Source organism: Labrys sedimenti (assembly GCF_034424805.1).
GTDB lineage: Bacteria > Pseudomonadota > Alphaproteobacteria > Rhizobiales > Labraceae > Labrys > Labrys sedimenti.
In genome coordinates, this window is record NZ_JAXOUF010000009.1 from 27,003 (window position 1) to 50,855 (window position 23,853).

General features: G+C 65.2%; 22 protein-coding genes. 5 read left to right on the top strand and 17 right to left on the bottom strand.

The window, feature by feature from the left end:
* Nucleotides 1–63: 63 nt before the first annotated feature.
* Nucleotides 64–1,407 carry a phosphoglucosamine mutase gene (gene glmM / locus U1R88_RS22785; protein ID WP_322433315.1) on the top strand — a complete coding sequence of 448 codons (1,344 nt, stop codon included), beginning with the start codon at nucleotides 64–66 and terminating at the stop codon, nucleotides 1,405–1,407.
* A gap of 243 nt (nucleotides 1,408–1,650) precedes the next feature.
* Here the strand turns inward: glmM and U1R88_RS22790 are convergent, their stop codons facing one another.
* The 14 genes from U1R88_RS22790 to U1R88_RS22855 all read right to left on the bottom strand — a co-directional run bounded on the left by U1R88_RS22790 (nucleotide 1,651) and on the right by U1R88_RS22855 (nucleotide 16,490).
* The gene (locus tag U1R88_RS22790; RefSeq protein ID WP_149251894.1) at nucleotides 1,651–2,097 is read right to left on the bottom strand and encodes an NUDIX hydrolase; all 447 of its coding nucleotides are present in this window, start codon (nucleotides 2,095–2,097) and stop codon (nucleotides 1,651–1,653) included.
* A gap of 11 nt (nucleotides 2,098–2,108) precedes the next feature.
* On the bottom strand, nucleotides 2,109–3,218 hold the full coding sequence (locus U1R88_RS22795) for an aminotransferase class I/II-fold pyridoxal phosphate-dependent enzyme (protein ID WP_322433316.1): 1,110 nt from the start codon (nucleotides 3,216–3,218) through the stop codon (nucleotides 2,109–2,111).
* Nucleotides 3,219–3,234: 16 nt separating this feature from the next.
* Nucleotides 3,235–4,500 carry a cysteine desulfurase-like protein gene (locus U1R88_RS22800; RefSeq protein WP_322433317.1) on the bottom strand — a complete coding sequence of 422 codons (1,266 nt, stop codon included), beginning with the start codon at nucleotides 4,498–4,500 and terminating at the stop codon, nucleotides 3,235–3,237.
* A 22-nt stretch (nucleotides 4,501–4,522) separates the two neighbouring features.
* Complete coding sequence (locus tag U1R88_RS22805) at nucleotides 4,523–5,332, bottom strand: inositol monophosphatase family protein (RefSeq protein ID WP_322433318.1); 810 nt, start codon at nucleotides 5,330–5,332, stop codon at nucleotides 4,523–4,525.
* Complete coding sequence (locus U1R88_RS22810) at nucleotides 5,319–6,050, bottom strand: ABC transporter permease (protein ID WP_322433319.1); 732 nt, start codon at nucleotides 6,048–6,050, stop codon at nucleotides 5,319–5,321. The genes U1R88_RS22805 and U1R88_RS22810 overlap by 14 nt, the downstream gene beginning before the upstream one ends.
* The gene (locus U1R88_RS22815; RefSeq protein ID WP_322433320.1) at nucleotides 6,047–6,745 is read right to left on the bottom strand and encodes an ABC transporter permease; all 699 of its coding nucleotides are present in this window, start codon (nucleotides 6,743–6,745) and stop codon (nucleotides 6,047–6,049) included. Before U1R88_RS22815 ends, U1R88_RS22810 begins: the two co-directional genes overlap by 4 nt.
* A gap of 167 nt (nucleotides 6,746–6,912) precedes the next feature.
* Nucleotides 6,913–7,710, bottom strand: coding sequence for an ABC transporter substrate-binding protein (locus U1R88_RS22820; protein ID WP_068289741.1), 798 nt, complete (start codon nucleotides 7,708–7,710; stop codon nucleotides 6,913–6,915).
* Nucleotides 7,711–7,750: 40 nt separating this feature from the next.
* A complete protein-coding gene (locus U1R88_RS22825) occupies nucleotides 7,751–8,521 on the bottom strand; it encodes an ABC transporter ATP-binding protein (RefSeq protein WP_322433321.1) in 771 nt (256 codons plus the stop codon).
* A 218-nt stretch (nucleotides 8,522–8,739) separates the two neighbouring features.
* Nucleotides 8,740–10,215 carry a MocR-like pyridoxine biosynthesis transcription factor PdxR gene (gene pdxR / locus U1R88_RS22830; protein WP_322433322.1) on the bottom strand — a complete coding sequence of 492 codons (1,476 nt, stop codon included), beginning with the start codon at nucleotides 10,213–10,215 and terminating at the stop codon, nucleotides 8,740–8,742.
* Between the two features lie 164 nt (nucleotides 10,216–10,379).
* The gene (locus U1R88_RS22835; RefSeq protein WP_322433477.1) at nucleotides 10,380–11,048 is read right to left on the bottom strand and encodes an SDR family oxidoreductase; all 669 of its coding nucleotides are present in this window, start codon (nucleotides 11,046–11,048) and stop codon (nucleotides 10,380–10,382) included.
* Between the two features lie 294 nt (nucleotides 11,049–11,342).
* Nucleotides 11,343–12,770: a GH1 family beta-glucosidase gene (locus U1R88_RS22840; RefSeq protein ID WP_322433323.1), complete on the bottom strand. Its 1,428-nt coding sequence runs from the start codon at nucleotides 12,768–12,770 to the stop codon at nucleotides 11,343–11,345.
* Nucleotides 12,751–14,406 carry an amino acid ABC transporter permease gene (locus tag U1R88_RS22845; protein WP_322433324.1) on the bottom strand — a complete coding sequence of 552 codons (1,656 nt, stop codon included), beginning with the start codon at nucleotides 14,404–14,406 and terminating at the stop codon, nucleotides 12,751–12,753. Before U1R88_RS22845 ends, U1R88_RS22840 begins: the two co-directional genes overlap by 20 nt.
* A 227-nt stretch (nucleotides 14,407–14,633) precedes the next feature.
* Entirely contained in the window at nucleotides 14,634–15,386 is a 753-nt protein-coding gene (locus U1R88_RS22850; protein WP_322433325.1) for a transporter substrate-binding domain-containing protein, read from the bottom strand.
* A 36-nt stretch (nucleotides 15,387–15,422) separates the two neighbouring features.
* On the bottom strand, nucleotides 15,423–16,490 hold the full coding sequence (locus tag U1R88_RS22855) for a LacI family DNA-binding transcriptional regulator (protein WP_322433326.1): 1,068 nt from the start codon (nucleotides 16,488–16,490) through the stop codon (nucleotides 15,423–15,425).
* Between the two features lie 217 nt (nucleotides 16,491–16,707).
* Here U1R88_RS22855 and fghA point away from each other — a divergent pair, with 217 nt between their 5' ends.
* Entirely contained in the window at nucleotides 16,708–17,544 is an 837-nt protein-coding gene (gene fghA, locus U1R88_RS22860) for an S-formylglutathione hydrolase (protein WP_322433327.1), read from the top strand.
* Between the two features lie 65 nt (nucleotides 17,545–17,609).
* Here the strand turns inward: fghA and U1R88_RS22865 are convergent, their stop codons facing one another.
* The 3 genes from U1R88_RS22865 to U1R88_RS22875 all read right to left on the bottom strand — a co-directional run bounded on the left by U1R88_RS22865 (nucleotide 17,610) and on the right by U1R88_RS22875 (nucleotide 20,548).
* Complete coding sequence (locus U1R88_RS22865) at nucleotides 17,610–18,857, bottom strand: cyanate transporter (protein ID WP_322433328.1); 1,248 nt, start codon at nucleotides 18,855–18,857, stop codon at nucleotides 17,610–17,612.
* 18 nt (nucleotides 18,858–18,875) lie between these two features.
* Complete coding sequence (locus tag U1R88_RS22870; RefSeq protein ID WP_322433329.1) at nucleotides 18,876–19,559, bottom strand: ankyrin repeat domain-containing protein; 684 nt, start codon at nucleotides 19,557–19,559, stop codon at nucleotides 18,876–18,878.
* Nucleotides 19,560–19,717: 158 nt separating this feature from the next.
* Nucleotides 19,718–20,548, bottom strand: coding sequence for a helix-turn-helix transcriptional regulator (locus U1R88_RS22875; protein WP_322433330.1), 831 nt, complete (start codon nucleotides 20,546–20,548; stop codon nucleotides 19,718–19,720).
* Between the two features lie 162 nt (nucleotides 20,549–20,710).
* Between U1R88_RS22875 and U1R88_RS22880 the strand changes: the two genes are divergently transcribed.
* The 3 genes from U1R88_RS22880 to U1R88_RS22890 all read left to right on the top strand — a co-directional run bounded on the left by U1R88_RS22880 (nucleotide 20,711) and on the right by U1R88_RS22890 (nucleotide 23,652).
* Nucleotides 20,711–22,216 (top strand): amino acid permease, encoded by a 1,506-nt coding sequence (locus U1R88_RS22880; protein ID WP_322433331.1) that lies wholly within the window; start codon nucleotides 20,711–20,713, stop codon nucleotides 22,214–22,216.
* A gap of 81 nt (nucleotides 22,217–22,297) precedes the next feature.
* On the top strand, nucleotides 22,298–23,065 hold the full coding sequence (locus U1R88_RS22885; RefSeq protein ID WP_322433332.1) for an SDR family NAD(P)-dependent oxidoreductase: 768 nt from the start codon (nucleotides 22,298–22,300) through the stop codon (nucleotides 23,063–23,065).
* Between the two features lie 77 nt (nucleotides 23,066–23,142).
* On the top strand, nucleotides 23,143–23,652 hold the full coding sequence (locus U1R88_RS22890) for a nucleoside deaminase (protein WP_322433333.1): 510 nt from the start codon (nucleotides 23,143–23,145) through the stop codon (nucleotides 23,650–23,652).
* Nucleotides 23,653–23,853 lie beyond the last annotated feature (201 nt).

Genomic DNA, 23,853 nt, shown 5'->3' on the forward strand with positions numbered 1-23,853 from the left:
ACAATAACTGAGGCATTGCAGAAACGACGCTGCAGCCACGCCTCGAAATCTCAGGGTTATCACATGAGCCGCAAATATTTTGGCACGGACGGCATCCGTGGCCTCGCCAATAGTGTTATTACGCCGGAACTGGCGATGAAGGTCGGCATGGCGGCCGGCCTCGCCTTCCAGCGCGGCGACCACCGCCATCGCGTGGTGATCGGCAAGGATACTCGCCTGTCGGGCTATATGATCGAGAATGCCCTGGTGGCGGGCTTTACCGCCGTCGGCGTGGACGTGATGCTGCTGGGCCCGATGCCCACGCCCGCCGTGGCCATGCTCACCAACTCGCTGCGCTGCGATATCGGCGTGATGATCTCGGCCTCCCACAATCCCTATGAAGACAACGGCATCAAGCTGTTCGGTCCTGACGGCTTCAAGCTCTCCGACGAGACCGAGCGCTCCATCGAGGCGCTGATCGACACCAATCTTTCCTCGCGGCTGGCCGGCTCGCGCGATCTCGGCCGGGCCCGCCGCATCGACGATGTGCATGCCCGTTACATCGAGTTCGCCAAGCGCACCTTGCCGCGCGGGCTGCGGCTCGATGGGCTGAGGGTGGTGCTCGACTGCGCCAATGGCGCCGCCTACAAGGTCGCTCCCGAAGCCCTGTGGGAACTTGGCGCCGACGTGATCACCATCGGTGTCGAACCTGACGGTTTCAACATCAACCGGGATGTCGGCTCGACCGCGCCGAGGGCTCTCGCCCAGAAGGTGCGGGATCTCAGGGGCGATATCGGCATTGCCCTCGACGGCGACGCCGATCGCGTTCTGATGGTCGACGAAAAGGGACATGTCATCGACGGCGACCAGCTGATGGCGGTGGTCGCCTCGGACTGGAAGGACGAGGGCAAGCTCACCCAGCCCGGCATCGTCGCCACGGTGATGTCCAATCTCGGCCTGGAGCGCTATCTCGGCGGGCTCGGCCTGCAGCTCGAGCGCACGGCGGTCGGCGATCGCTATGTGCTCGAACGCATGCGGGCGCAGGGCTACAATGTCGGCGGCGAGCAGTCTGGCCACATCATCCTGTCGGACTTCGCCACCACCGGCGACGGCCTGGTCGCCGCCCTGCAGGTGCTGGCCGTGCTCAAGAAGGCCGATCGCCCGGTCAGCGAGGTCTGCCACCGCTTCGACCCGCTGCCGCAGATCCTCAAGAATGTGCGCATTCGCCGCCGCAAGGTCCTGGATGATCCCAAGGTGGCCAGCGTCATCGAAGGTGCGCGCAAGCAGCTCGGCGATGGCGGCCGCCTGGTCATTCGTCCCTCCGGCACCGAACCGGTGATTCGTGTGATGGCCGAGGCTGACGATCCCGTGACCGTCGAGACCGCCGTGGACGAGGTGATCGACGCCATCACCAAGGCGGCCGCATAGGCTTTCGGTGGGCGGATCCTGAGATCCGTCCATTAGAGTATTACCTTCAGGCAGACTTCCATCTGTTGGAGCAAAGCGTGTTCAGGTGTAACTGCGCTTTGCTCCAACTATTTTTTCGACGTGCCCTTGTGACTTTTTGTGGTTTCCCGCCAATCGCGAGACGCTCTCATGGTTGCCAAGGTGTGCGGTGTGGCAATTCAGCTTTGCATGGGCGCAAAGTCAGAATGGACCAACGCAACCCTCTCAGCGTGCGAATTTACGGATGAGCGAGACGAGCTGAGGCTCGTCGATCAACAGGGCGGCTTCCTCGGGCGAGAGCCATTTGCGCAGGCGCTGGGTTTCTTCGGGCCAGCTGTCGAGCTCGTTCTCGACCTTGAGTGGATAGACGTCGACCTCGACCATGCCGAAATGGCTTTTGAAGCGCTTCCAGTAGCGATATTGACCGATCGGCTTGCGCTTGATCTTGCCGAGGATACCGGCTTCTTCCAGCGCCTCGCGCTCGGCCCATTTCCAGGTCTTGGGGCCTTCGGCCCAGCCTTTGGGGATGATGAAACGGCGAGTCTGGCGCGAGGTGAGCACCAGCACCTCGATGCCGCCGCCTTTTCGCCGGCGAAAAGGCAGGGCGGCGACCTGCCGAAGCGGGGTGCCGCTCGTCAGTGCCTTCTGATCCCTGGCCTTGAGTTTCGCCATCTTCGCCCCGTTCAGGCGCCGTGCTTGCGGATGGCGGCCGAAATCTGCGCCAGGCCCTGCTTCAGCTCGTCCTCGAGCGGATAGGCAAAGCCGATGCGCAGATGGTTGCGCGGCATTTCGAACCAGTGGCCGGGACCGACATAGGTGCCGAAGCTTTCCAGCAGATCCCTGTAGAAGGCGTCGAAGTCGAAGCCGGCCGGATGGCGAAAGCGCGGGAAGCAGACCACGCCGCCCTTGGGCTCGACCCATTCGAGCTTGGGATCGCCGGCGATCCAGTCGCGCATGATGGCAAGGCGTTCGGCGATCAGCTTGGCCTGCTCCTTCAGGAAAGGGCCACGCTGCTCGAGCACGCTGCCGGCGACCCATTCGTCCACCACGCTGCCGCAGATGCCGATCTGCTCCTTTGCGGCGAGGAACCGCTCATAGAGTTGGGGATCGCGGGTGACGATCCAGCCAATGCGGATGCCTGGCACGCCATATGCCTTGGAAAGCGAGGAGACGCTGATGACGCTGGGGCTGAGCGAGGCCGCCATCGGCAGGATCCCGCCATGGCTGAGGTCGCCATAGGTTTCGTCGACCAGCAGCTTGCAGCCCGCCCGTTCGACCAGGGCGATCAGCCCATCGAGATCGGCGCGGCTCAGCATGGTGCCGGTCGGATTATGCGGGCAGGTCACGCTGACATAGCGGGTCTGCGGCCTGATGGCCTGCGCCACCTTGGCGAGGTCGAGTGTGAAGCCCTTGTCGAAATCGAGGTCGACATAGGTGATGGCGCAGCCGATGGCGCGCGGCGTCTCGATATTGGTGGCGTAATTGGGCCGGACCACCACGAGATGGTCGCTCGGCGACAGCAGCGTGGTGGCGATGATGAAGAGGGCGCCGGCCGCGCCCGCGGTCACGAGCACGTCGCCGGACGAGAGGCCCTCGGCCTGCGCGGCGATCAGGCGGCGCAGGCGCTCCTCGCCGCGATGCTCGCCATAGAACAGCGTGAGATCGGGGATATCGAGGCCGAAATCCGAGAGTTTGCGATCGCGGACCGAGCTTTCGGAGAGGTTGTAGCGGATACGGTCATAGCCATATTCCTCCGGCGCCTCCTTTTCGATCACCATACGGGCATATTTCATTGCTGCATCCTCCTGCTCAGGACTTTGCCGCGAAGCGGGCGAGCGCTTCGAGTGTGGCGTCGATTTCGGCCGTGCTGGTGTAGTGCGACAAGCCGAGGCGGGCGACGCCACCGGTCTCGCGCAGGCCGAGGGCACCTGACGCCTCATGGGCGTAGAAATCGCCGGCCCAGCCGAAGATGTTGTGGGCAGCCAGGTGCTCTATGGTCGCCTGCGGTGTCCGGCCTTCCAGTCGGAAGCTGAAGGTCGGCACCCGGGCATCGAGCCGGTTGCGGCTGGCGATGCCGAAGAGCTTGAGCCCTTCGATAGCAGCGAGGCCGGCGAGGAAGCGGTCCATGAGGACGGCTTCATAGGCCGTGGCGGCCTGAAGGCCAGCCACGATCCGGGCCCGAAGCGGCTGGTTCGCCCCCACGCCACCGAAGGCCTCGCCAAGCCAGGCCATATGCTCGATGGCGGCCTGCGTACCGGCCAGTGTCTCGAAGGAAGCCGTGCCCGGCGCGAAGCGCCAGGGCATATCGGTCGAGGCAGGACGGACCTTGAGGGGGACCAGGCGATCGCGCAGTTCGGCGCTGATATAGAGCACGCCGGCATGCGGGCCGAAGAATTTATAGGCCGAGCAGGCGAGAAGGTCGCAGCCGATCGCCTTGACGTCGACCGGGATGTGCGGGGAGGACTGTACGGCGTCCACCATGGTCACCGCGCCGACCGTCTTGCCGGCAGCCACGATGCGGGCGACGTCGTTGATGGTGCCGAACATGTTGCTGGCGTGGTTGCAGGCCACCAGCCGGGTACGCGGCCCGATCAGCCGGTCGAGCGCCTCGTAGCGATATTCGAAGGTCTCCGGGTCGAAATCGAGCCAGCGGACGGTGACGCCGCGCTCCTCGGCGGCGATCAGCCACGGGCCGACATTGCCGTCATGGTCCATGCGCGTGAGGACGATCTCGTCGCCGGCCCGCCAGTCGCGCGCCACCATGCGCGAGAAGTGGAAGAGCAGCGAGGTGCTGTTGAGCCCGAACACGATCTCGTCCGCTGCGGCGCCCAGGAAAGCCCCGGCAGCCTGATGCGCCTCGGCGAGGATGCGGTCGCTGTCCTGCGAGGTGCGGAAGGCGCCGCCTTCATTGGCGCAGCTGTCGACAAGCACCCGCGTCATCGCGTCGACGACGCGGCGGGGAACCTGCGACCCGCCGGGCGCGTCGAGATAGATGCGCGGCTTGCCGTCGTCGCGAAGCGAAAGCGCCGGGAAAGTAGACCGGACGGCTTCGATGTCCCAAGTGGTTGTGGTCATGGTCAGATCCTTTCCGCCGGCGTCAGCGGCTGGCGCGCTGGATGGGCGCCTGCGTGGCCAGGCAGGCGAGCACCTGCTCATGCAGGGCAGGCGTGGCGCTGGCGGCGATGGCCTGGCGGCCGGAGCGGATGGTCAGTTCCTCGCCCTGCCAGGTGCTGATGGCACCACCGGCATTGCGGACGATGGGCGCGAGCGCGCAATAGTCGAAGGCGTCGAGCCCGCCATCGGTGCTTATGTCGAGCGCGCCGTCGGCGACGCGGCCATAGGCATGGCAGCCGCCGCCATAGACGCACCAGCGAGTCCGGCTGCGCAGGTCCTGGAAGGCGGCCTGCTCGGCCGCGTCGAAGGGCTCGGGATTGCCGTTGGCGAGGATGGCGTTTGTCAGCTCGGTGCAGGCCCGCGTGCGGATGGGCCTGCCGTTCAGCGTGCTGGGAACGCCGTCGGCGCCGATCCAACGCTCGCGCGTGACGGGATTGTCGATCACGCCGAGCACCGGCACGCCGCGATAAGCGAGGGCTACCAGCGTGCCGAAGGTCGGTAGGCCGGTGATGAAGGCCTTGGTGCCGTCGATTGGATCGATCACCCAGACCCATTCGGCGTCGAGGTCGGTTGATTCGAATTCCTCGCCGAGAATGCCGTGCCCTGGATGTTGGCGCATGATCTCCTCGCGCAGCCGCGCTTCCACCCGGCGATCGATCTCGGTGACCGGGCTGGCGTCATCCTTGGTGAGGAAATCGCGCTGGTTGGCCAAGGCCTCGCGGATGATGGCGCCGCTGGCATCGGCGAGAGAATCGGCGAAGCCGGCGAAGGATTCGAGGTCAGGTCGTTGCATGGGAGCTTTCGGAAAGGTTGGTACGCGACTGGACGAGGGGGCGCCTGTGCCGGCTCAGCCGGTGCTCGAGCGCACGCAGGGCCGAGGTGAGGACATAGGTGATGGCGAGATAGATCAGCGCGGCGGTGATGAAGAGCTCGTAGGGGGCGAAGGTGCGCGCCACGATGGTGTTGGCGACGCCGGTGAGCTCCATCACGGTGATGGTGCTGGCGAGGGAGGTCGACTTCAGCATGCTGACGACCTCGTTGCCGTAGGCCGGCAAGGCCAGGCGGAAGGCGTGCGGCAGGATGATGCTGCGATAGGCGAGGGTGGTCGACATGCCGCAGGCCCTGGCCGCCTCGATCTCGCCGGCCGGCACCGCCTGGATCGCGCCGCGCAGGATATAGGCGGTATAGGCGGCGGTGTTCAGGCTGAAGGTGAGGATGGCGCAGACCCAAGCCTGGCGCAGATAGGGCCAGAGGGCACTGTCGCGCACCACATCGAACTGGGCGAGGCCGTAATAGACCAGGAAGATCTGGACCAGCAGCGGCGTGCCCCGGAAGAAATAGATGTAGCAATGCAGGATCAGGCGCACCACGGCGTTGCCGTTGATGCGCAGGATCGCCACCGGAATGGCGATGAGCATGCCGCAGGCGAGCGAAGCGGCCAGGAGCTGCAGCGTGATTGCCGTGCCCTTGAGCAGGGCCGGCAAGCTTTCGAGCATGAGATCGAGGTTCATTGCGCGAGCTTCCTTTCGCCGCGCGCGGCCCAGCGCTCGAGGGCGTCCACCGCCGAGGTGTTGACGATGGTCAGGATGAGATAGGCGAAGGCGGCGATGACGTAGAAGCGGAAGGGGTCACCCGCCACGGAGGTCGCCATGGAGCTGACACGCATGATCTCCTCCAGGCCGACGATCGAGATCAGCGAGGTGTCCTTGATCAGGGAGATCCAGTTGTTGCCGAGGCCCGGCAGGGCATAGCGCCACATCAGGGGCAGGCGGATATGGATGAAGCTGGCCAGGGACGACATGCCGAAGGCCTGGGCGGCTTCGACCTCGCCTTTCGGGAGAGCCAGGAAGGCACCGCGCAGCACCTCCGAGGCGTAGCCGCCGAAGACGAGGCTGAGCGCGAAGACGCCCGCCGGCAAAGCCGGGATCTCGACATAGGCGGCATCGGGCCGGATCGCCTTCATCAGGGCGGTGAGCGCGACGGTGCCGCCGAAATAGACGATGAGGATGATCAGGAGTTCGGGCGTGCCGCGCACGACCACGGCAAAACCCCGGCCGACGCCGCGCAGGAAGGCGTTCGGGGACAATTGCGCCAGCGCCCCCAGCATGGCCCAGACAAAGCCGAGCAGCAGCGAGAGCACGGCGACCTCGATGGTTACCAGCAAGCCGAAGGCGATCTGCGTCCCCCAGCCCAAGAAGAAATCCATGGCCAACACGCTCCGACGGCGGGATTGGAAGACATGTCATCCCCGGCGAGGCCGTAGGCCGAGGGAAGGGGATCCAGGGGCCGAAGGGCTCGACTAATGGTCCCTGGATCCCCTTCCACTCGCTTCGCTCGGCCGGGGATGACGGAATCTTGCTTGCGAGAATTGCCCTACTGGGTTGCCGCCGGCAGCACGCTGAACGACCAGTATTTGTCGTTGATGGCCTTGAAGGCGCCGTCGGCGAACATCGCCTTCAGGGCTCCGTCGACCTCGTCGCGCAGCTTGGGGTCGTCCTTCCTCAGGCCGATGCCGACGCCGGGGCCGAAGAATTCCACGTCGTTGATCTCGGGGCCGACAAAGGCATAGTCCTTGCCGCGCGGCTTATCGAGGAAGTCCTGGGCCAGCTTGATCGGCCCGGCGAAGACGAGATCGACGCGCTTGGACGTGAGATCCAGCAGCATGTTGTCGACGGTGTCGTAGAGCACGATGTCCGCATCGGGGAACTTCTCGCGCATGTATTTCTCATAGGTCGACGAGCGCTGGATGGCGATCGCCTTGCCCTTGATTCCGTCCGGATTGGCCTTGCCGTCGGCCGTGAGCGGCGCGAGGTCGGTGCCCTTGGCCGCGATGAAGCGGGCGGTGGAGGAACGGTAGGGCAGGCTGAACTCGATGCTCTTCTTGCGCTCGGCGGTGATCGACATGCTGGCGGCCAAGAGGTCGAACTTGCCGGCCATCAGCGCCGGGATCAGCGAGTCGAAGGGCTGGCAGACGAAACTGATATCGGCGCCGATCCGCTTGCCCACTTCCCGGGCGACGTCGACGTCGAAACCCTGCAGCGTGCCGCTGGCATCCTTGAAGTTGAAAGGCGGATAGGTGCATTCGCTGCCGACCCTGAGCTCGCGGGCCTGGGCCATGGTCGCCAGGCAGGCAAGGGCGCCGGCAGCCATGAGCACGGTGATCTTCTTCATGGAATTCCCCTCCATTGTTCTCGAAGTTCTGGATGTCCCGTCAGAGCACGCGCTGCAGAAAGGCGCGGCAGCGCTCGGATTTCGGGGCGCCGAACACCTCGGCCGGTGGGCCGCGCTCCTCGATCACGCCCTTGTGCAGGAAGACGACTTCTGCCGAGATCTCGCGGGCGAAGGCCATTTCGTGGGTGACCACGATCATGGTGCGGCCTTCCTCGGCCAAGGTACGCATGACGCCGAGCACCTCGCCGACTAGTTCGGGATCGAGGGCCGAGGTCGGCTCGTCGAACAGCATCAGCCGGGGCTCCATGGCGAGGGCCCGCGCGATGGCGACGCGCTGCTGCTGCCCGCCGGAAATATGGGCCGGATAATGCCCGCGCTTTTCCCACAGGCCGACCTTGGCGAGATAGGCCTCGCCCCGCTCCAGCGCCTCGCGCTTGGACAGGCCCAGCACCTTGATCGGGGCGATGGTGACGTTCTCCAGGACGGTGAGCTGGCTCCACAGATTGAAGTTCTGGAACACCATGCCCATGCGGCTGCGCAGGCGGTTGATCTGCCTGGCGTTGAGCCTGGTGCGGTCGCCGCGACGGTCGAGGGTGATCTCCTCGCCTTCCACGGCGATGGCGCCGGCGCTCGGAATCTCCAGGAGGTTCATGCAGCGCAGGAAGGTGCTCTTGCCCGAGCCGGAGGCACCGATCATCGAGATGACGTCATGGGTACGGGCGGTGAGATCGACGCCGCTCAGCACCTCCAGGGTCCCGAAACTCTTGCGAATACCCGTCGCGCGAAGCACGACTTGTTCTTGATTCCCCATGGAATTTCCCGTGCTCCAGAGCAAAACGCGTTCAAGTGCGAACGCTTATTTGCCCTGGCTCTTTGGTTGGACGCGTCTTTGCGATTCTTGGTGAGGCCTTCAAATCGCAAAACGCTATAGCGCGGTGGTGTTCGCACGAGATTGGGCGACTTGCCGGCCGCGCCCAAGAGCCAATTTCCGGTGGTGATACAGTCCAATTTCGCTGCGGGAACGAAGCGTCAGGCGAGCTCTTCAATGGTGCGGGCCAGGATTTCGGCATAGCGGCGGATGCGCTTGACCGGATTGTTGCCGAAGCCGAGCACGAAGCCGTACCGCTTCAGTGCGCTGCGGCAGTAGCGCGAGAGGGGCGGGCAGTCCATTTCGTGATCGAGCAGCCTCTTCGAGACGGCGCGGTCGTCGAATGGCTGATGCGACCGGATGGTGAGGTGGAGCCCGGCCCTGACGTCGGGAACGATGAAATCGCTGCCGAGCCGGTCTCGCAGGCAGTCCGCCAGTGTCCCCGCTCTTTCGCGGTAGATCGCCCGCATGCGCCGCAGATGCGAGGCAAAATGGCCCGAACTCATGAATTCGGTGACAAGAGCCTGGTCGGGCAGTGGCGCGTAGAAGGAAAAGATGCGCTGGGCCAGCTTGAAGGCCTCGATCAACTCCGGCGGGGCAACCAGATAGGCGAGCCTCAGCCCGGGCGCCAGCACGCGGTTGAAGGAGCTGGTATAGATCACACGACCGGAATTGCCGGCATAGAGTGGAGCAACCGGCGCACCCGACCAGCGTATCTCGCTGTTGAAATCATCCTCCAGGATCCAGCCATCCTCCGCCACGGCCCAATCAAGCAGGGCCTGTCGGCGCGGCGCGGACATGGTGCAGCCGAAGGGGAACTGCTCGACCGATGAGACGATGGCAAGCCGAGCCGGCAGGCTGGATCTGATGATGGCGGTGATGTCGAAGCCTTGGTCGTCGACGGGGACGGGCTCAACTCTGAGGCCACAGGCCGTCAGTGTTGCCAGTTGGGTGACATGGCAGGGGTCCTCCAGCAGGACGCGCTCGCCCTGGTTCATCAGCACATTGGCAGCCATGGCAGCCGTCTGCACCGTGCTGGAGAGGATGATGACCTGTTCGGGGTGGCAGAGGATGCCGCGCGTCTCCTCGAGATAGGCGGCGATCTGCCGGCCGAGCGGCAGTGTTGCTCGGGTATAGTCGTAGCCCGTATGCGAGGCGGCATGGGCACGCCAATGCTGCCCGGCAAGGCGCGCGAAGACCTCGTAGGGGAGTTCGTTGAGGGCGGGGATGCCGGGGCTGAGGCCGAATCTCTCGATGCGCTCCGGTGGAACGTCCAAGGCGAGCAGTGCTTCGGCGTGTACCGAAGGACGAGCGGAGCGGCGCTTGCCGGCGGGCTGGATGATCGCCGGACGCAGCACGTGATCTTCCGGAAAGACCTGTTCCACGAAGGTGCCGGAACCGACGCGCTTCTGCAGATAACCTTCCGTCGCCAGTTTCTCATAGGCCAACACCACCGTGCTGCGGGAGATGGCGAGTTCGTCCGACAGCATGCGGCTCGGCGGCAGGCGTGCGCCGCGGGGGATCCGTCCGTCGGCGATCAATCCACGCAACTGGGCGAAAAGCTGCTGGTAGAGGGGGATGGCGGAGCCGCGCTCGAAGGAAATCAGGTTCCAGGCAGGATAGTTGAAGACTTCCATCGGCTTCCCAGCGGCGTGATCGTCCGGCCGGCCAGGCGGCTGCCTCGCGACGGCAGCGATCGGGCGTCGCTTCCCGGCCCGTTCTTCGTCGCCATGCCTGTGATTACACGTTCAGCGACGCCGCGGCCATATCGTTCATCCGATGCGTTGTCGCACTGCGTGTCTCACCAGGCGATCGGCCGTCCATCGAAGGCCTGGAAACTGCCACTGTCGGCCAATGTGGCCCGGTCGATCAGGCCCTGCAGGGCCGCCGCGCTGTCCGATACCGGAATTTCGGCTTCGATGCCGCCCATATCGGTTCGTACCCAGCCGGGATGGAGGGCAAGTACGGTGATGCAATCGGGCTTGAGGTCGTGGGCCAGCTTGGCCGTCGCCATGTTGAGCGCTGCCTTGGAGCAGCGATAGGCATAGTCGCCGTCATCATCGCCGATCATGCCTTCGGCGACGGATCCGGCGCGGCTCGAAATATTGGCGATGATCCGGCCGCCTCCCGCCCGCAGGTTCGGCAGGAGCGCCCGCGCCACCAACAGGGGCGCGAGGGCATTGACACGCATCACCTCGATGAAATCGTCGGCGTCGAGCGCGGCGAGGCCATCGACGTCGCCGCGGATGCCGGCATTGTTGATCATGAGGTCGAGCGGGGCGCCGGCGAGGCCGGCGGCAAGCTCGGCTATCGAGGCCGGGCTGGCGACATCGAGCCGGCGCCATTCGAGGCCATTTTCGTCAGGGGGCGGCGTGTCGGCGCGGGTGCAGGCAATCACCCGCCAGCCCGCGCCGGCATAGTGCCGGGCCAAGGCCAACCCAAGGCCACGCGACGCGCCGGTAATCAGCACCGTGCCGGGCGTAGGGGTTCGTTCAGGTGTGCTGTCGAATTCACGCATCTTGATCATGCCGAGTGGAGCGCGGGAGTCCCTCCCCGGTTTCGGGGAGGGTGGACCGGCCAAGCCGGGCCGGGTGGGGTAGGGTGGCGCGACCATACTTTTTCCGGCCCGCCCGCATCATACGCCCCCTTCCGTCGCTGCACCGCATTGATGACAGGAACATCTTCGTCTTCGAAGATATTCCGGACTTCCCCGAAGTCGGGGAAGGATACCCGCGCTCTATCCCGACATCTTGCCGCATATGAATCAGGTCGCCATCAGCCAAGTTGGGCGCTCCGCGCCGGCCACGACGCTCCGGGCCTGATCCGCGATCTGGGCATAGACCTCACCCGAATATTTGATCCTCCGCTCCTGCGTTGCAAGATCGACATGGGTGATGCCGAAGGGCGTGGTGTAGCCATAGGCCCACTCGAAATTGTCCATCAGCGTCCAGGCGAAATAGCCCTGCACCGGCACGCCCTCGGCGGCGGCCCTGGCGACTTCGGCGAGATGGTCGACATAATAGGTGGCGCGCTGGTCGTCCCAGATGTGGCCGTCGGCAGTCACGGCCTCGGGCGCCGTGGCCACGCCGTTCTCGGAAATGAAGATCCGCTTCGGCTCGTAGTTGGCATGGACGTAATGGAGGACGTCGTAGATGCAGCGCGGCCAGATCTCGTAGTGGACGGCGGAATAGACGCCTTCGGGCTGGATGCGCCTGTAGTTGAGCGGCGCCAGCTCGCTGCCCTCGGCGATCACCGAACGGCGGTAGATGTTGACGCCGAGATAATCGACCGGGGCGGCGATGACGGCGTTGTCGCCGGGCCGGATTTCCGGCAGCATCGGGCCGTAGAGCGCCAGCATGTCCTCGGGGTAGCTGCCCTTGAAGACGGCGTCGAGGAACCAGCGGTTCTGGGCGCCGTCGAAACGCCGGGCGGCGGCGGCATCGCGCGGATCGGCGCTGGCCGGCTCGACCACGTTGAGGTCGAAGACGATGCCGATGGAGGCTTCGGGCGCTTCTGCGCGCACGGCCGGCACGGCCAGGCCATGGCCGAGCAAAGCGTGATGGCTGGCGGCGACGCCGCCCTTGGCGCCGTCATGAAGGCCCGGCGCGTCCTCGCCGGTGGCATGGCCAGACCAGCAGAAGGTCCAGGGTTCGTTCAAGGTGGTCCAATGCTTGACGCGGTCGCCGAAGGCGCGCGCCACCACCGAGGCATAGGCGGCGAAATGTTCGGAGGTCTCGCGATTGTACCAGCCGCCGCGGTTCTGCAGGAGCTGGGGCAGGTCCCAGTGATAGAGGGTGAGATAGGGCTCGATACCGGCTTCCAGCAAGCCGTCGATCAGCCGGTCGTAGAAGGCGATCCCCTCGGTGTTCGGCGTGCCCGTCCCCTCGGGCAGGATGCGCGTCCAGGCCACGGAAAAGCGATAGGCGTCGAGGCCGAGTTGCTTCATCACCGCAATGTCCTCGCGCCACAGATGATAGTGGTCGCAGGCGACCTTGCCGCTGCTGGCATCGACGATCACGCCGGGCTTGCGGCAGAAGCGGTCCCAGATGCTCTCGCTCTTGCCGTCGAGGTCGTGGGCGCCCTCGATCTGGTAGGCGGCCGTGGCGGCGCCGAAGACGAAGCCCTTGGGGAAGACCAGGCTGCGGGCGCGCGTTTCCAGGGCTTGCCGGTCGTTAGCGATGCTTGACGTCATATTTTCTCTCGATGGTGTTGACCAGGCTCGCCGCGGCGAGGGTCAGGACGATGTAGAAGATGGCGGCGGAGTTGTAGGGCGCGAAGGGCAGGAAGCTCGCCGACTGGAACTCGCGCATGCGCTGGGTGATGTCGCGGATCGACAGGATGGAGAGCAGCGAGGTGTCCTTGAGGATGGCGATCAACTCGTTGCCGAGCGGGGGAATGATGATGCGGAAGGCCTGCGGCAGCACCACCAGCCGCGCTGTCTTCCAGCGTGACAGGCCGATGCTGCGGGCCGCCTCGATCTGCCCCATCGGGATGGCATTGATGCCGGAGCGGAAGATTTCGGCGAGATAGGCCGAATAGGCGAAGGCCATGGCGACAATGCCGCGCAGCAGGTTGGGCGGATCGACGGCGCCCTGGGTGGCGTCCTTGAGCGCGCCGCTGAGTGGCAGGCCGATATAGAGCACGATCACCAGCATCGGGATGCCGCGGATGGTGTCGACGATGAACTCCGAGCCGATGGCGAGCGGGTGGCGGAAATTGAGATGGCCGCCGAAGGTGAGTAGGCCGAGAATGATGGCGAGCACCGCGAAAGTGATGCCGGCTGAGCGGTCGCGATCGTTCAGGAGTTCGGTCTGCCAGAGCACCGGCAGGCCGGCGGGCGAAGCGGAAGCGGGGATGAGAGCGCCCGAAACGTCCTGCTTCCTGGCGATCGCGGCCAGGGCGTCGGGGGCACCGGCGAAGCTGCGCACCGGCACCGGCGCGTTAGGCCCACCGGGAAAGTCACCCTCGCGTACCGAGGCGATCAGGCTGGATGGCGTATTGCCGACGACCGCCACCTTGCCTTCGAGCGTACCGGCCAGGACGTAGCTGTCGCGCGGCTGCATCAGGAACCAGCCCGCAGCCACGGCGAGCGCCAGGGTGAGGGCGACGAAGATCAGGCTGGCGCGTTCGCTGTAGCGCAATTGCAGAAGGCCGACCCAGACGAGACCGAGCAGGGCGGCCAGGAGATAGGCGGCGACGGCGGCGCGGATGGTGGTGGCGACGCCGGCCGCGAAGGCGATATGGGCAAAGAAGAACAGGCCGACGGCGCCGACGCCATTGACGAGGCCGAGGATCCAGCGCCCGGCACACCGTACTTGCGTTTCACGCTCCGCGTTTGGGCGCCCGCCGGCGAAGAAGAGGCCGAGGCCCAGCAGGGTTAGGCCGAGATAGGCAGGCAGCAGCCAGGCTTCGGCATGGCCCAGCATCAAATCGGCATCCGGGGTGAGCTGCCGCGGCGTGACGCCCTTCATCACCAGCGCCGAGGTGAAGGGGTCGACGGCATTGGCCAGGACCGAGGCGAGATAGGGATGGCTGAAGCCGCCCAGCGCGATCGCCAGCGCGGCCACGAGGTTGAGGCCGGCGGCGATGAGGGTGAGGCGCGGCCTGTAGGCATGGGCGCGTGAGAAGAACAGCACGGCGAGCCCGGCCGAAAAGGCGAGGGCCAGGGCGGCGAAGCCGGGCACGAAGGCGGAAGAGCCGTTCTCGACGCCGAGGATCGCCCGCAGCGAGCGTTGATAGTCGCGCGATGTCGAGAAAAGATAGATGATGAAGGGCAAGGCCGTCAGAATGATCAGATTGCTGGGGCGGATGCGTCTGAGAGTGTTCATTCGGTCCTCCCCCAACGGGGCGATCGCGGTTTCGATGTGAGCCGACACGACCCTCCCCTGGAGGGGGGAGGGTCGGCCTGAAGGGCCGGGGTGGGGTGAAGATGCTTGGGGTGTAATGGTAAAAGCGGCCCAGTCTTGCGGAGAGCTCAGCCCAACCCGACGCCGCGCGTCGACCCCGAGCCATTCCAAGGGGAATGGCCGACCCCTCCACGGGAGGGGCGGGCGCTTTATTTGGCGCCCCAATATTTGGCGATCAGCTTGTCGAGCGTACCGTCGGCCTTGATCTGCTTGATGCCTTCGTTGAAGGCCGCGACATTGTCGTCGCCCTTGCGGAAGACGAGACCGAGAGGGTCGGATTCCAGGCCCTTGATGCCGACCACGAGGTCTCCGGCGAATTCGCGGTCATAGGCCGGGCCATTGGCGCCGTTGATGACGACGCCGTCGACATCCTTGTTCTTCAGGGCGATGACGGAGGCGCTGAAGCTGTCATAGGCCATGACATTGTCCTTGCCGACGATCTTCTCGGCGACCTGGGCGTCGGTGGTGTTGGCCTGGGCGGAGAGCTTCTTGGCCTTGCCCTTGAAGCCATCGAGCGAGATGTCCTGGTCTGCCACGCGCACCAGGATCGCTTGGCTGTTGACGATATAGGGATCGGAGAAATCCATCGCCTTTTTGCGTTCGTCGGTGATGGACACGCCCGAGGCGACGAGGTCGAAGCTGCCTTGGTCGAGGGCGGCGAAGATGCCATCCCAGCCGGTGGTCACGAATTCGGCCTTGCAGTTGATCTTGACGCAGATCGCGTTGACCACGTCGACGTCGAAGCCGACGATCTGGTTGGTGGCGGGGTCGACGCTCTCCATCGGCGGCGAGGTGGTGTCGGAGCCGACCTTCAGGAGTTTGCCGCCGAGATCGGCAGCCTGCGCGCTGCCGGCGAAGACCGACAACAGCAAGGCGGCCGTGATCGCGTTCAGTTTTTTCATGGTTTCCTCCTCCATTGGTTTTTTTGGTTCTATGCGTCAGCTCTTGCGGCTGCCGAGATCGTCGGGTTGCCGGACCACCAGCTCGGGCCTGAACACCTGTTTCAGCGCCTCGGGCCCGGTACCGGCCATGCGCTGCAGCAGGTATTGGCCGAGCAACCGCCCGCAGATCTCGATGGGCTGGTAGAAGGTGGTGACCGGCGGGTTGAAATAGGCACTGACATTGATGTCGTCATAGGCGATGACGTCGACATCGGTGCCGATCTCGCGCCCGAGGCCGGACAGGCCCGAGAGCACGCCGAGCGTGGTGGATTCGTTGACGCAGACGAAGGCGGTCGGCGGGTCGGCGCGGCCGAGCAGCTCAATCGCGGCCTTGCGGCCGAATGCCGTCGAAAGGTCGCCTTCGACGATCAGATCTGTGGATGCGCAGAGGCCCGCCTCGGCGAAGGCGCGGGTGAAGCCATCGATCCTGTCCATGGCGTAAGACAGGCGCCGCCGCGGATTGACCAGGGCGATGCGCCGATGGCCGCCGGCGATCAGCCTGGCGGTAGCGGCATGGGCGGCCCACTCATTGTCGATATCGACATAGGCATAGTCGAGCTCCCCACGGCAGCGCCCGAGCGAGACGAAGGGGAAGTCCCGGGCCACCAGGAAATCGACGCGCGGGTCGTCGGCGAGAATCCCCGAGAAGATCAGGCCGTCGGCGAGGCCCTGCTCGACGATGCGGCGGGCGGTCTCGCAGCCATCGGCGGCATCGCGGATGACATGGACGGAGATACGGTACTCGCTGCCTTCGAGCGCCTGGCTGATGCCGCTGAGGATCTGGGTATATTCGACGCCGTCCCACTCATAGTCGGGGGCGGCCGTCACCGGCATCAGCACGGCGGCCTGGTAGGTCTTGCCGGTGCGCAGCGCCATGCCGCGCGTATTGGCCTGGTAACCGATCTCCTGGGCAGCCTTGAAGATTGCCTCCCGCGTCTCCGGCGCAACCACGGCATGGCCACGCAGGGCCTTGGAGATGGTGGCGATGGAATAGCCTGTCCTGTCCGCCAGCGTCTTGATGGTGGGCGGCGCGGGGCGCGGCGGTTGCGATGTTCTTCCAGCCATCCTCCCCTCCGGATTTGACGATTGCAGGATTTTGGTAACAGCGAATAAAAACGTTTTCAATAAAAATAAAAACGTTTTTATTGCTGATGAGGGGGCGTTGGAGAGGTTGCGGAAAGATGCCGCGGCATTTTGCCAGGGACTGCAACCGGCTCGAAACTCGACGGGGGAGGGCCGAGGTGGCTATGGTCGGCTCGATTCTGAGCGAAAGGCCTAGCCGATGAAAACCATCTCAACCTCGCGATCGCATGGCGGGACCCAGGGCGTCTATTCCCATGCCTCGTCGAGCTGCGATTGCGAGATGACCTTCGCGGTCTTCGTGCCACCCCAGGCCGCGGAGCGTCCATGCCCCGTGCTCTGGTATCTGTCGGGCCTGACCTGCACGTATCAGAACGTGATGGACAAGGGCGAATATCGCCGTCTTGCCGCCGAGCTTGGCCTGATCGTGGTCTGCCCCGACACCAGCCCGCGCGGCGAAGGCGTGCCGGACGAGAAGGACAATTGGCAGTTCGGATCGGGCGCCGGCTTCTATCTCGACGCCACGCAGGAACCCTTTGCCCGCAATTACCGGATGTATTCCTATCTGACGCAGGAACTGCCGGCCCTGATCGGCGAGCATTTCCCGGCCGACATGGCGCGCCAGTCGATCTTCGGTCATTCGATGGGCGGCCATGGCGCGCTCACCATCGCGCTGAAGAATCCGCAGCGCTACAAGAGCTGCTCGGCTTTCGCGCCGATCGTGCAGCCGAGCACGGCGGGCTGGTCCAGGCCGGCGCTGGAGAAGTATCTCGGCGCCGATGAAGCGGCCTGGCGCCCCTATGATGCCACGGCGCTGATCGCCGACGGCCATCGCTTCGACGCCTTCCTGGTCGACCAGGGCACGGCGGACGGCTTCCTCAAGGAAGGACTGCGGCCCTGGCTCCTGGAAGAGGCCTGCACCAAGGCCGGCATTGCGCTGACCCTGCGCATGCAGGAGGGCTACGACCACTCCTATAATTTCATTTCCACCTTCATGGACGATCACCTCGTCTGGCATGCCGAGCGTCTTGGCCAGTGACGAGCAGGGTGTAGGACGCACTGGAAAACAGGCGCTTCCGCCATCCTTTTCGCAGTCGGGCGGCTTCAGCCGCCGGTCGACCGCAATGGATGGTCGGTGTCGATCTCGGGTCTTTCATCCGCCCCCATGGCGGCAGCGTATCGCGCTGGATCGAAACGTGTGGCGATGAGCGCGGCGATCGCTACCCAAGCCAGATGCATCACCCAGCCCTCGACGAAGCTGCCGCTCCAGCTCTGCAGGAGGGCCATGGCCAGGGGAGCAAGGCCTGCGATGAGGAAGCCACCGCCCTGCATCAGGGCCGCGAGGGCGCCGGCTTCCTCGGGGCGCGGCAGATGGTCGAGCGCCGTCACCAGCGAAAGGGAGAAACAGCCGCCGAGCCCCGCGCCGCCCAGCGCGATCCAGAGCAAGGGCAGGGTGCCGGGCAGAAAGGCAAGACCGCAAAAGCCCGCCGCCTGCATGGTGAGGGTGAGGTAGAGCCAGGGACGGCGGTCGCGGCTGCGCGAGGCCAGGATCGGCAGGACCAGGGCGGCCACGGCCTGCGCCACCGCCATGATGGCGACGAGGCTGCCGCTTTGCGCCACGCCCCAGCCACGCCCCTGCATGTACGGGGCAAGCCAGGCGACCATGGAGGAATAGCCGCCATTGACCAGGCCGAAGCAGGCCATCAATTGCCAGCTGCGCGGACGATGGAGCAGGCGCGACACCAGGGCCTTGTCGGGGCGGGCGGTCCTGCCATCCGCCAGCACGCGCCAGGCCAGAAGCAGGGCGGCCGCCGTCGGCAGCGCCAGCCAGGCCAAAGCAGTCCGCCAGTCCTGGCCGCCATGGGCGAGGATGGGCGTCAGCTGGGCGCCTACGGCGCCGCCGCCCATGATCATGGCCGAGTACAGGCCGGTCACGGCGGCCACCTTGTGCGGGAAACCCTGCTTGATGATGCCTGGGAAGGCGGCCTGGATGAAGGCGACGCCCGCGCCGCACAGGGCCGCCGTCAGGATCAGAGAAAGCCCGTCCGGAGACCAGAGCCGGAGCAGCGATCCCAGAAGCAGAAGGATGAGCGCCCCCAGCATGCCCCGTCTGGTACCGATCCTGGCCTGCAGGCCGGGCACCAGAAAGGCACCGAGCCCCATCAGCAGCATGGGCAGCAGCGTCAGCATGGCGATGCCGCCATAGCTTAGGCCCGTATCGGCCTCGATGCGTGCGATCAGGGGACCGGGGCCGGTCAGGAAGGGGCGCAGATTGAGCCCGGTCAGCACCACTAGGGACAGCAGCACCAAGGGTGAAGACGGGGCAGGGAATTGCGGGGGCGTTGGAGGCATGATCGATCGGGGGCCCGTTCAATGCGCGCCGGCGGCGTCGAGCAAGGCGGCGATCTCGCGATAGCGCCGCTGCCGGGCATGCCGAAGCGGGGTGATGCCGTCCTGGTCGGCGAGATTGACGTTGGCGCCCGCGGCGATGAGTAGCCTGACGATCTCGACATGACGTGCCCCGCCATCGCTGAGAATGATGGCTTCCAGCAGGGCGGTCCAGCCGAGCCGGTTGACGTGGTCGACGTTCACGCCCGCTTCGATCAAAACCCGCACCGTCTCGACATGCCCCCGTTCGGAGGCCGGGATCAGGGCGGTGCCGCCATAGCGATTGGTGCTCTTGAGGTCGGCCCCATGCGCAAGCGTCAGCCGCAGGATGTCGAGATAGCCGCGTGCGCCGGCAAGCAGATAGGGGCTGTCCTCGATGGCATCCTTGGCGTTGACGTCGGCGCCGGCCTCGATGAGGTGGCGGGCCACCGCGACATGATTGCCCTGTACGGCAGCCAGCAGGGCGGTGCGGCGGTTGTCGTCCCGCTCCTCCAGCGAGGCGCCGGCGGCAAGGGCGGCCTTCACGGCAGGCAGGTCGCCGCGTGCGGCGGAATCAATGAGCGGGGACGGCATGGCTTTCGCCGGGAGGCCTTGCGATGCGATGGACATGAGAATGGTTCCCGCCATGATGATCAGGACATTGCGTTTGGACCAGGGTCTGCGCATAGCCGGCCTCCTACCGGGGCCATGCGTAGTCGCCCAACTGGCTATTTGGAAATTAAATGTCCCCATGGCGATCATTCAAAACGCGAATGATGCAACGCTGCCATTGGCGCGTCGCGAAATCTCCGACACAACGGCCACCGCGCGTCGGCCCATAATGTCTATTTCTCCGCCAGGAGGTGACGGATGAACTGGTTGAACAGCTCGGTCTGGCTGGAGATGCCGAGCTTGGCATAGATGTTCTTGCGGTGGATCTTGACCGTGCCCTCGGCGATGTCGAGCAGGCTGCTGATCGAGAGACTGGAATGGCCGCGCAGCACCAGGCTGACGATGGTCTGCTCGCGCGGTGTCAGCAGGGTCGGCGCAAAGGAGAGAAAGGCCTGTTCGATGGCATGTTCGCGCGGGGCGGGCGAGACTTGGCTTTCCCGGCCTTCGGCAAGGGCCTGCCATTGGCGGCCGAGCAGGGCCATGACCATCGGTGCGGCCCGGGTGAAATCGGCCATCTCCTCGGCCGTGAAGGAGGGCGAGCCGTTCTGGCGCAGCAGGGAGTAGGCAAGATAGAGGTCGGGGCGCAGGGGATGCAGGAAGACGATTTCCTCCGCGAGCGAGCCGCTTTCCATCGAGATGCAGGGATGGACGTCGGGCGAATTGTAGTATTCGCCCTCGAAAAAGGCGTCCGGGGCAAGATCGTGCAGGCGATAGAGGCCCGCCGGCGTGGCATGCATGCAGGCCGTGTACACCGCATCGAGCAGATAGGTGCCGGCAAGATAATTGGCCATGATCTGGGACGACGACACCGCATTCAGGCCGTCATGCAGCAGCGTCGGCCTGTCTTCGAGCGGATAGGCGAAGATGCAGCTCAGGTCGAAGGGAGCAATCTGGCGTAGCGCTGTGTCGAGGGCGGGCGCAAATTGCGGCGAGCCCAGCAAGAGGACAAGGTCCGGCGTCGCATGATGCCAGCTGTCTGCGGCCGATTGTTCGCGGATGTTCATGGCCGGTCCCTCATGCCAGATCTTCTGCGTCGCAAGTGTGCCCGCTCCCATCAATGGCAGCCTCTATCTCTTTAGGGATATTTATCGCAGCCCTGCTTCGCGGATCATCGGGATGTCGCAAAGAGGAGAATTTTACAAGCTCCTCGGCAAGAGGGGATATCCATGACGATCGAGACGACCAGCCGCCCGACCGGCGGCGTAACCTATCAGAGCGTCGACGAGGCCTATTTCGAACAACGCCAGCTCAAGCGCCATGCCGGACTGTTCACGCTGTGGATGATGGGCGTCGGCGCCGTCGTCGCCGGCGAATATTCGGGCTGGAATATCGGCCTGTCGCAAGGCGGTTTCGGCGGCATGCTGTTCGGCGCCCTGATCATCGGCTTCATGTATGTCTGCCTGTGCTCCTCGATCAGCGAGATGAGCGCGGCGCTGCCGCATACGGGCGGTGCCTATTCCTTTGCGCGCACTGCGCTGGGGCCCTGGGGCGGCTTCACCACGGGTCTCGCCGAGAACATCGAATTCGTGCTGGCGCCTGGCGCCAACATGTTCTTCATGGCCTCCTATCTCGCCGCCATCTTCGGCACGCCGGACAGCTGGCTGCCGCTGTGGTGGGTCGTCGGCTACATGGTGATGCTCGGCCTGTCCGTGCGCGGCTTGGAACTGTCCATGCGCGTGGTGGTCTGGATCACCGTCGCGGCCGTGCTGGTGCTGCTGTTCTTCTTCGCCGTCGCTGTGCCGCATGTCGATTTCGTCCGGCATGCGCTCAACATCGGCGCGGACGGCAAGGTTCTGCCCGAAGGAGCCGGTCCCTGGCTGCCCTTCGGCCTGACCGGCATCATGTTGTCGCTGCCCTTCGGCGTCTACATGTTCCTGGCCGTCGAGCAATTGCCGCTCACCGCCGAGGAAGCCAAGAACCCCACGCGCGACATGCCGCGCGCCCTGATCCTGTCGATCCTGACGCTGATCGCGCTTGCTCTCGGCGTGCTGTTCTTCAGCGCCTCCATTCCGCCGGGCGCCCATGCCATGGGTTCGTCGGGCGAGCCGCTGCTCGACGGCTTCCGCACCATCTTCGGCGATGGCTGGGCCAAGCTGCTGGCTGGTGTGGCGGTGTTGGGGCTTGCCGCGAGCTTCTTTGCCGGCAGCTTCGCCTCCGGCCGCAACATCTATTCGCTGTCGCGTGCAGGCTATCTGCCGACCGTCCTGTCGGTGACCAATCCGCGCACCAAGACACCGAATATCGCGCTGGCCACCGGCGCGGGCTTTGCCCTCATTGTGCTGCTGGCGATCTGGTTCCTGGGCGGCAAGGACAATGTCGCCTTCATGGCCGGCTTCCTGGTCAGCATGATCGTGTTCGCCGGCATGGTGTCCTACATCCTGCAGAGCATCGCCTATCTGCGGCTGCGCAAACTCTATCCCGATATCGCAAGACCATTCCGCAGCCCCTTCGGTGCTTTCGGGGCCTATGCCACCATCGCCATCTGCATCCTCACGCTCGGCTACCAGTTCTTCGATCCGCTCTATCGCTGGGCGGCGATCGCGGCGGCGGCCTGGTACCTCATCGGCCTCGGCTATTTCGGCTTCTATCGCCGCCATCGCCTGGTGCTGTCGCCGGAAGAGGAATTCGCGGTGTCCGGCGGCGCGCGCGGCCGCCCGCTCGGCGAGCATTGAGGCTCCCCTCCAGGCACAAGGCGCCGGCCGGAACATCCGGTCGGTTATGGATCGAATAGTCTAGATACAAGTGAGGACATCATGGCCGGAAGGCTAGCAGGCAAGACCGCCATCATTTCGGGCGGGGCGACGGGCATGGGCGGGGCGGCGTCGAAGCTGTTCGCGGCCGAGGGCGCCAAGGTTGCCATCATCGATCGCAATGCCGCCGCGGCGGAGGAGACGGCGGCGGCCATTCGTGCGGCCGGCGGCGAGGCCGCCGCCTTTGTCGCCGATGTCTCCGAGGAGGCCGAGGTCGAGGCTGCGGTCAAGGCGGTCGGTGAGCGCTACGGCCCCGTCACCACCTTGTTCAACCATGCCGGCACCATCCTGATCAAACCCTTCCTCGAGATCTCCTTCGCCGAGTGGGACTGGCTACACGCGGTCAATGTCCGCTCGATGTTCCTGATGACGCGGGCGGTACTGCCGCAGATGATCGCCAATGGCGGCGGCTCGATCGTCTGCACCTCCTCGATCTCGGCGGTGGCGGCGACCCCGATGGAAGTGCTCTACGATACCACCAAGGGAGCCTGCCACATGTTCGCCCGGGCCATCGCGGTGGAGTTTCGGGACCGCAACATCCGCTGCAACGCCGTCTGCCCGGGCTTCATCCGCACGCCGCACGGCCTGCGCGAGGTTGCCGAACTGCAGGCGCATGGTGTCGACGTCTCCGATGCCGCCATTGCGGCCCAGCAGGGGCGCATCGGCGAGCCGGAAGATGTCGCGCGCGCCGCGCTCTATCTCGCCAGCGACGAGTCGAGCTTCGTCAACGGGGCCCATCTCTTCGTGGACAACGGCTTCACCGCGATCTGAGCCTTTGCCTTCACCGTTCCTCCGGCCGGCGAAGCGCGATATCGTGGTCTCGGCCGGATCATGATGGGGAGGGCGAGGTGAGCGCCAGCGACGAGACACACACGGACAGCCTGTCCGCGCTGGACCTGGCCTTCCTGCGGCAGTCGATCGCGCTGTCGGAGGAGTCCAGGCGGCGCGGCCGCCACCCCTTCGCCGCGCTGGTGGTCGACGGGAACGGCAATGTCATTTCGTCTGCCGGCAACAATTCGATGCCGCCGGAGGGCGATCCGACCCAGCATGCCGAGCTGGTGGCCGTCGCTGCGGCGGCCAAGGCCAGAACGCCCGAGGAACTCGCCGCCTCGACACTCTACACCAGCGCCGAACCCTGCTGCATGTGCGCGGGCGCCGTCTATTGGACGGGCATCGGGCGGGTGGTCTATGCCCTCTCCGAGCATCGCTTGCTCGAACTCACCGGCGCTCATCCCGAGAATCCTACCTTCTCTCTGCCCTGCCGCGAGGTGTTCGCACGGGGACAGCGGCGGATCGACGTGGTCGGGCCCGCGCTGGAAGACGAGGCGGCGGTGCCTCACCAGGGCTTCTGGACGTGAGGAACGGGTGGCTTTAGGATATATGTTTGGCGCTCTTTCCCCGGACGATCACCACCGTTTTGCCGCACCCTTGACTTAGCGCCCATGGCAGGAGGACCAACAGTCTTGCCTTGCTGCGCCATCCGGTATCTTGCAAGCTTTGGAAATCCAGCCGGTCGTGCAAAAGGTCTTGATTCGCAACATGTCCGAAACCTCGAGGCC

Excerpts from the sequence above, each read along its gene's own strand:
- glmM (WP_322433315.1), top strand. The coding sequence starts at position 64 with ATGAGCCGCAAATATTTTGGCACGGACGGCATCCGTGGCCTCGCCAAT.
- U1R88_RS22790 (WP_149251894.1), bottom strand. The coding sequence starts at position 2,097 with ATGGCGAAACTCAAGGCCAGGGATCAGAAGGCACTGACGAGCGGCACC.
- U1R88_RS22795 (WP_322433316.1), bottom strand. The coding sequence starts at position 3,218 with ATGAAATATGCCCGTATGGTGATCGAAAAGGAGGCGCCGGAGGAATAT.
- U1R88_RS22800 (WP_322433317.1), bottom strand. The coding sequence starts at position 4,500 with ATGACCACAACCACTTGGGACATCGAAGCCGTCCGGTCTACTTTCCCG.
- U1R88_RS22805 (WP_322433318.1), bottom strand. The coding sequence starts at position 5,332 with ATGCAACGACCTGACCTCGAATCCTTCGCCGGCTTCGCCGATTCTCTC.
- U1R88_RS22810 (WP_322433319.1), bottom strand. The coding sequence starts at position 6,050 with ATGAACCTCGATCTCATGCTCGAAAGCTTGCCGGCCCTGCTCAAGGGC.
- U1R88_RS22815 (WP_322433320.1), bottom strand. The coding sequence starts at position 6,745 with ATGGATTTCTTCTTGGGCTGGGGGACGCAGATCGCCTTCGGCTTGCTG.
- U1R88_RS22820 (WP_068289741.1), bottom strand. The coding sequence starts at position 7,710 with ATGAAGAAGATCACCGTGCTCATGGCTGCCGGCGCCCTTGCCTGCCTG.
- U1R88_RS22825 (WP_322433321.1), bottom strand. The coding sequence starts at position 8,521 with ATGGGGAATCAAGAACAAGTCGTGCTTCGCGCGACGGGTATTCGCAAG.
- pdxR (WP_322433322.1), bottom strand. The coding sequence starts at position 10,215 with ATGGAAGTCTTCAACTATCCTGCCTGGAACCTGATTTCCTTCGAGCGC.
- U1R88_RS22840 (WP_322433323.1), bottom strand. The coding sequence starts at position 12,770 with ATGACGTCAAGCATCGCTAACGACCGGCAAGCCCTGGAAACGCGCGCC.
- U1R88_RS22845 (WP_322433324.1), bottom strand. The coding sequence starts at position 14,406 with ATGAACACTCTCAGACGCATCCGCCCCAGCAATCTGATCATTCTGACG.
- U1R88_RS22850 (WP_322433325.1), bottom strand. The coding sequence starts at position 15,386 with ATGAAAAAACTGAACGCGATCACGGCCGCCTTGCTGTTGTCGGTCTTC.
- U1R88_RS22855 (WP_322433326.1), bottom strand. The coding sequence starts at position 16,490 with ATGGCTGGAAGAACATCGCAACCGCCGCGCCCCGCGCCGCCCACCATC.
- fghA (WP_322433327.1), top strand. The coding sequence starts at position 16,708 with ATGAAAACCATCTCAACCTCGCGATCGCATGGCGGGACCCAGGGCGTC.
- U1R88_RS22865 (WP_322433328.1), bottom strand. The coding sequence starts at position 18,857 with ATGCCTCCAACGCCCCCGCAATTCCCTGCCCCGTCTTCACCCTTGGTG.
- U1R88_RS22870 (WP_322433329.1), bottom strand. The coding sequence starts at position 19,559 with ATGCGCAGACCCTGGTCCAAACGCAATGTCCTGATCATCATGGCGGGA.
- U1R88_RS22875 (WP_322433330.1), bottom strand. The coding sequence starts at position 20,548 with ATGAACATCCGCGAACAATCGGCCGCAGACAGCTGGCATCATGCGACG.
- U1R88_RS22880 (WP_322433331.1), top strand. The coding sequence starts at position 20,711 with ATGACGATCGAGACGACCAGCCGCCCGACCGGCGGCGTAACCTATCAG.
- U1R88_RS22885 (WP_322433332.1), top strand. The coding sequence starts at position 22,298 with ATGGCCGGAAGGCTAGCAGGCAAGACCGCCATCATTTCGGGCGGGGCG.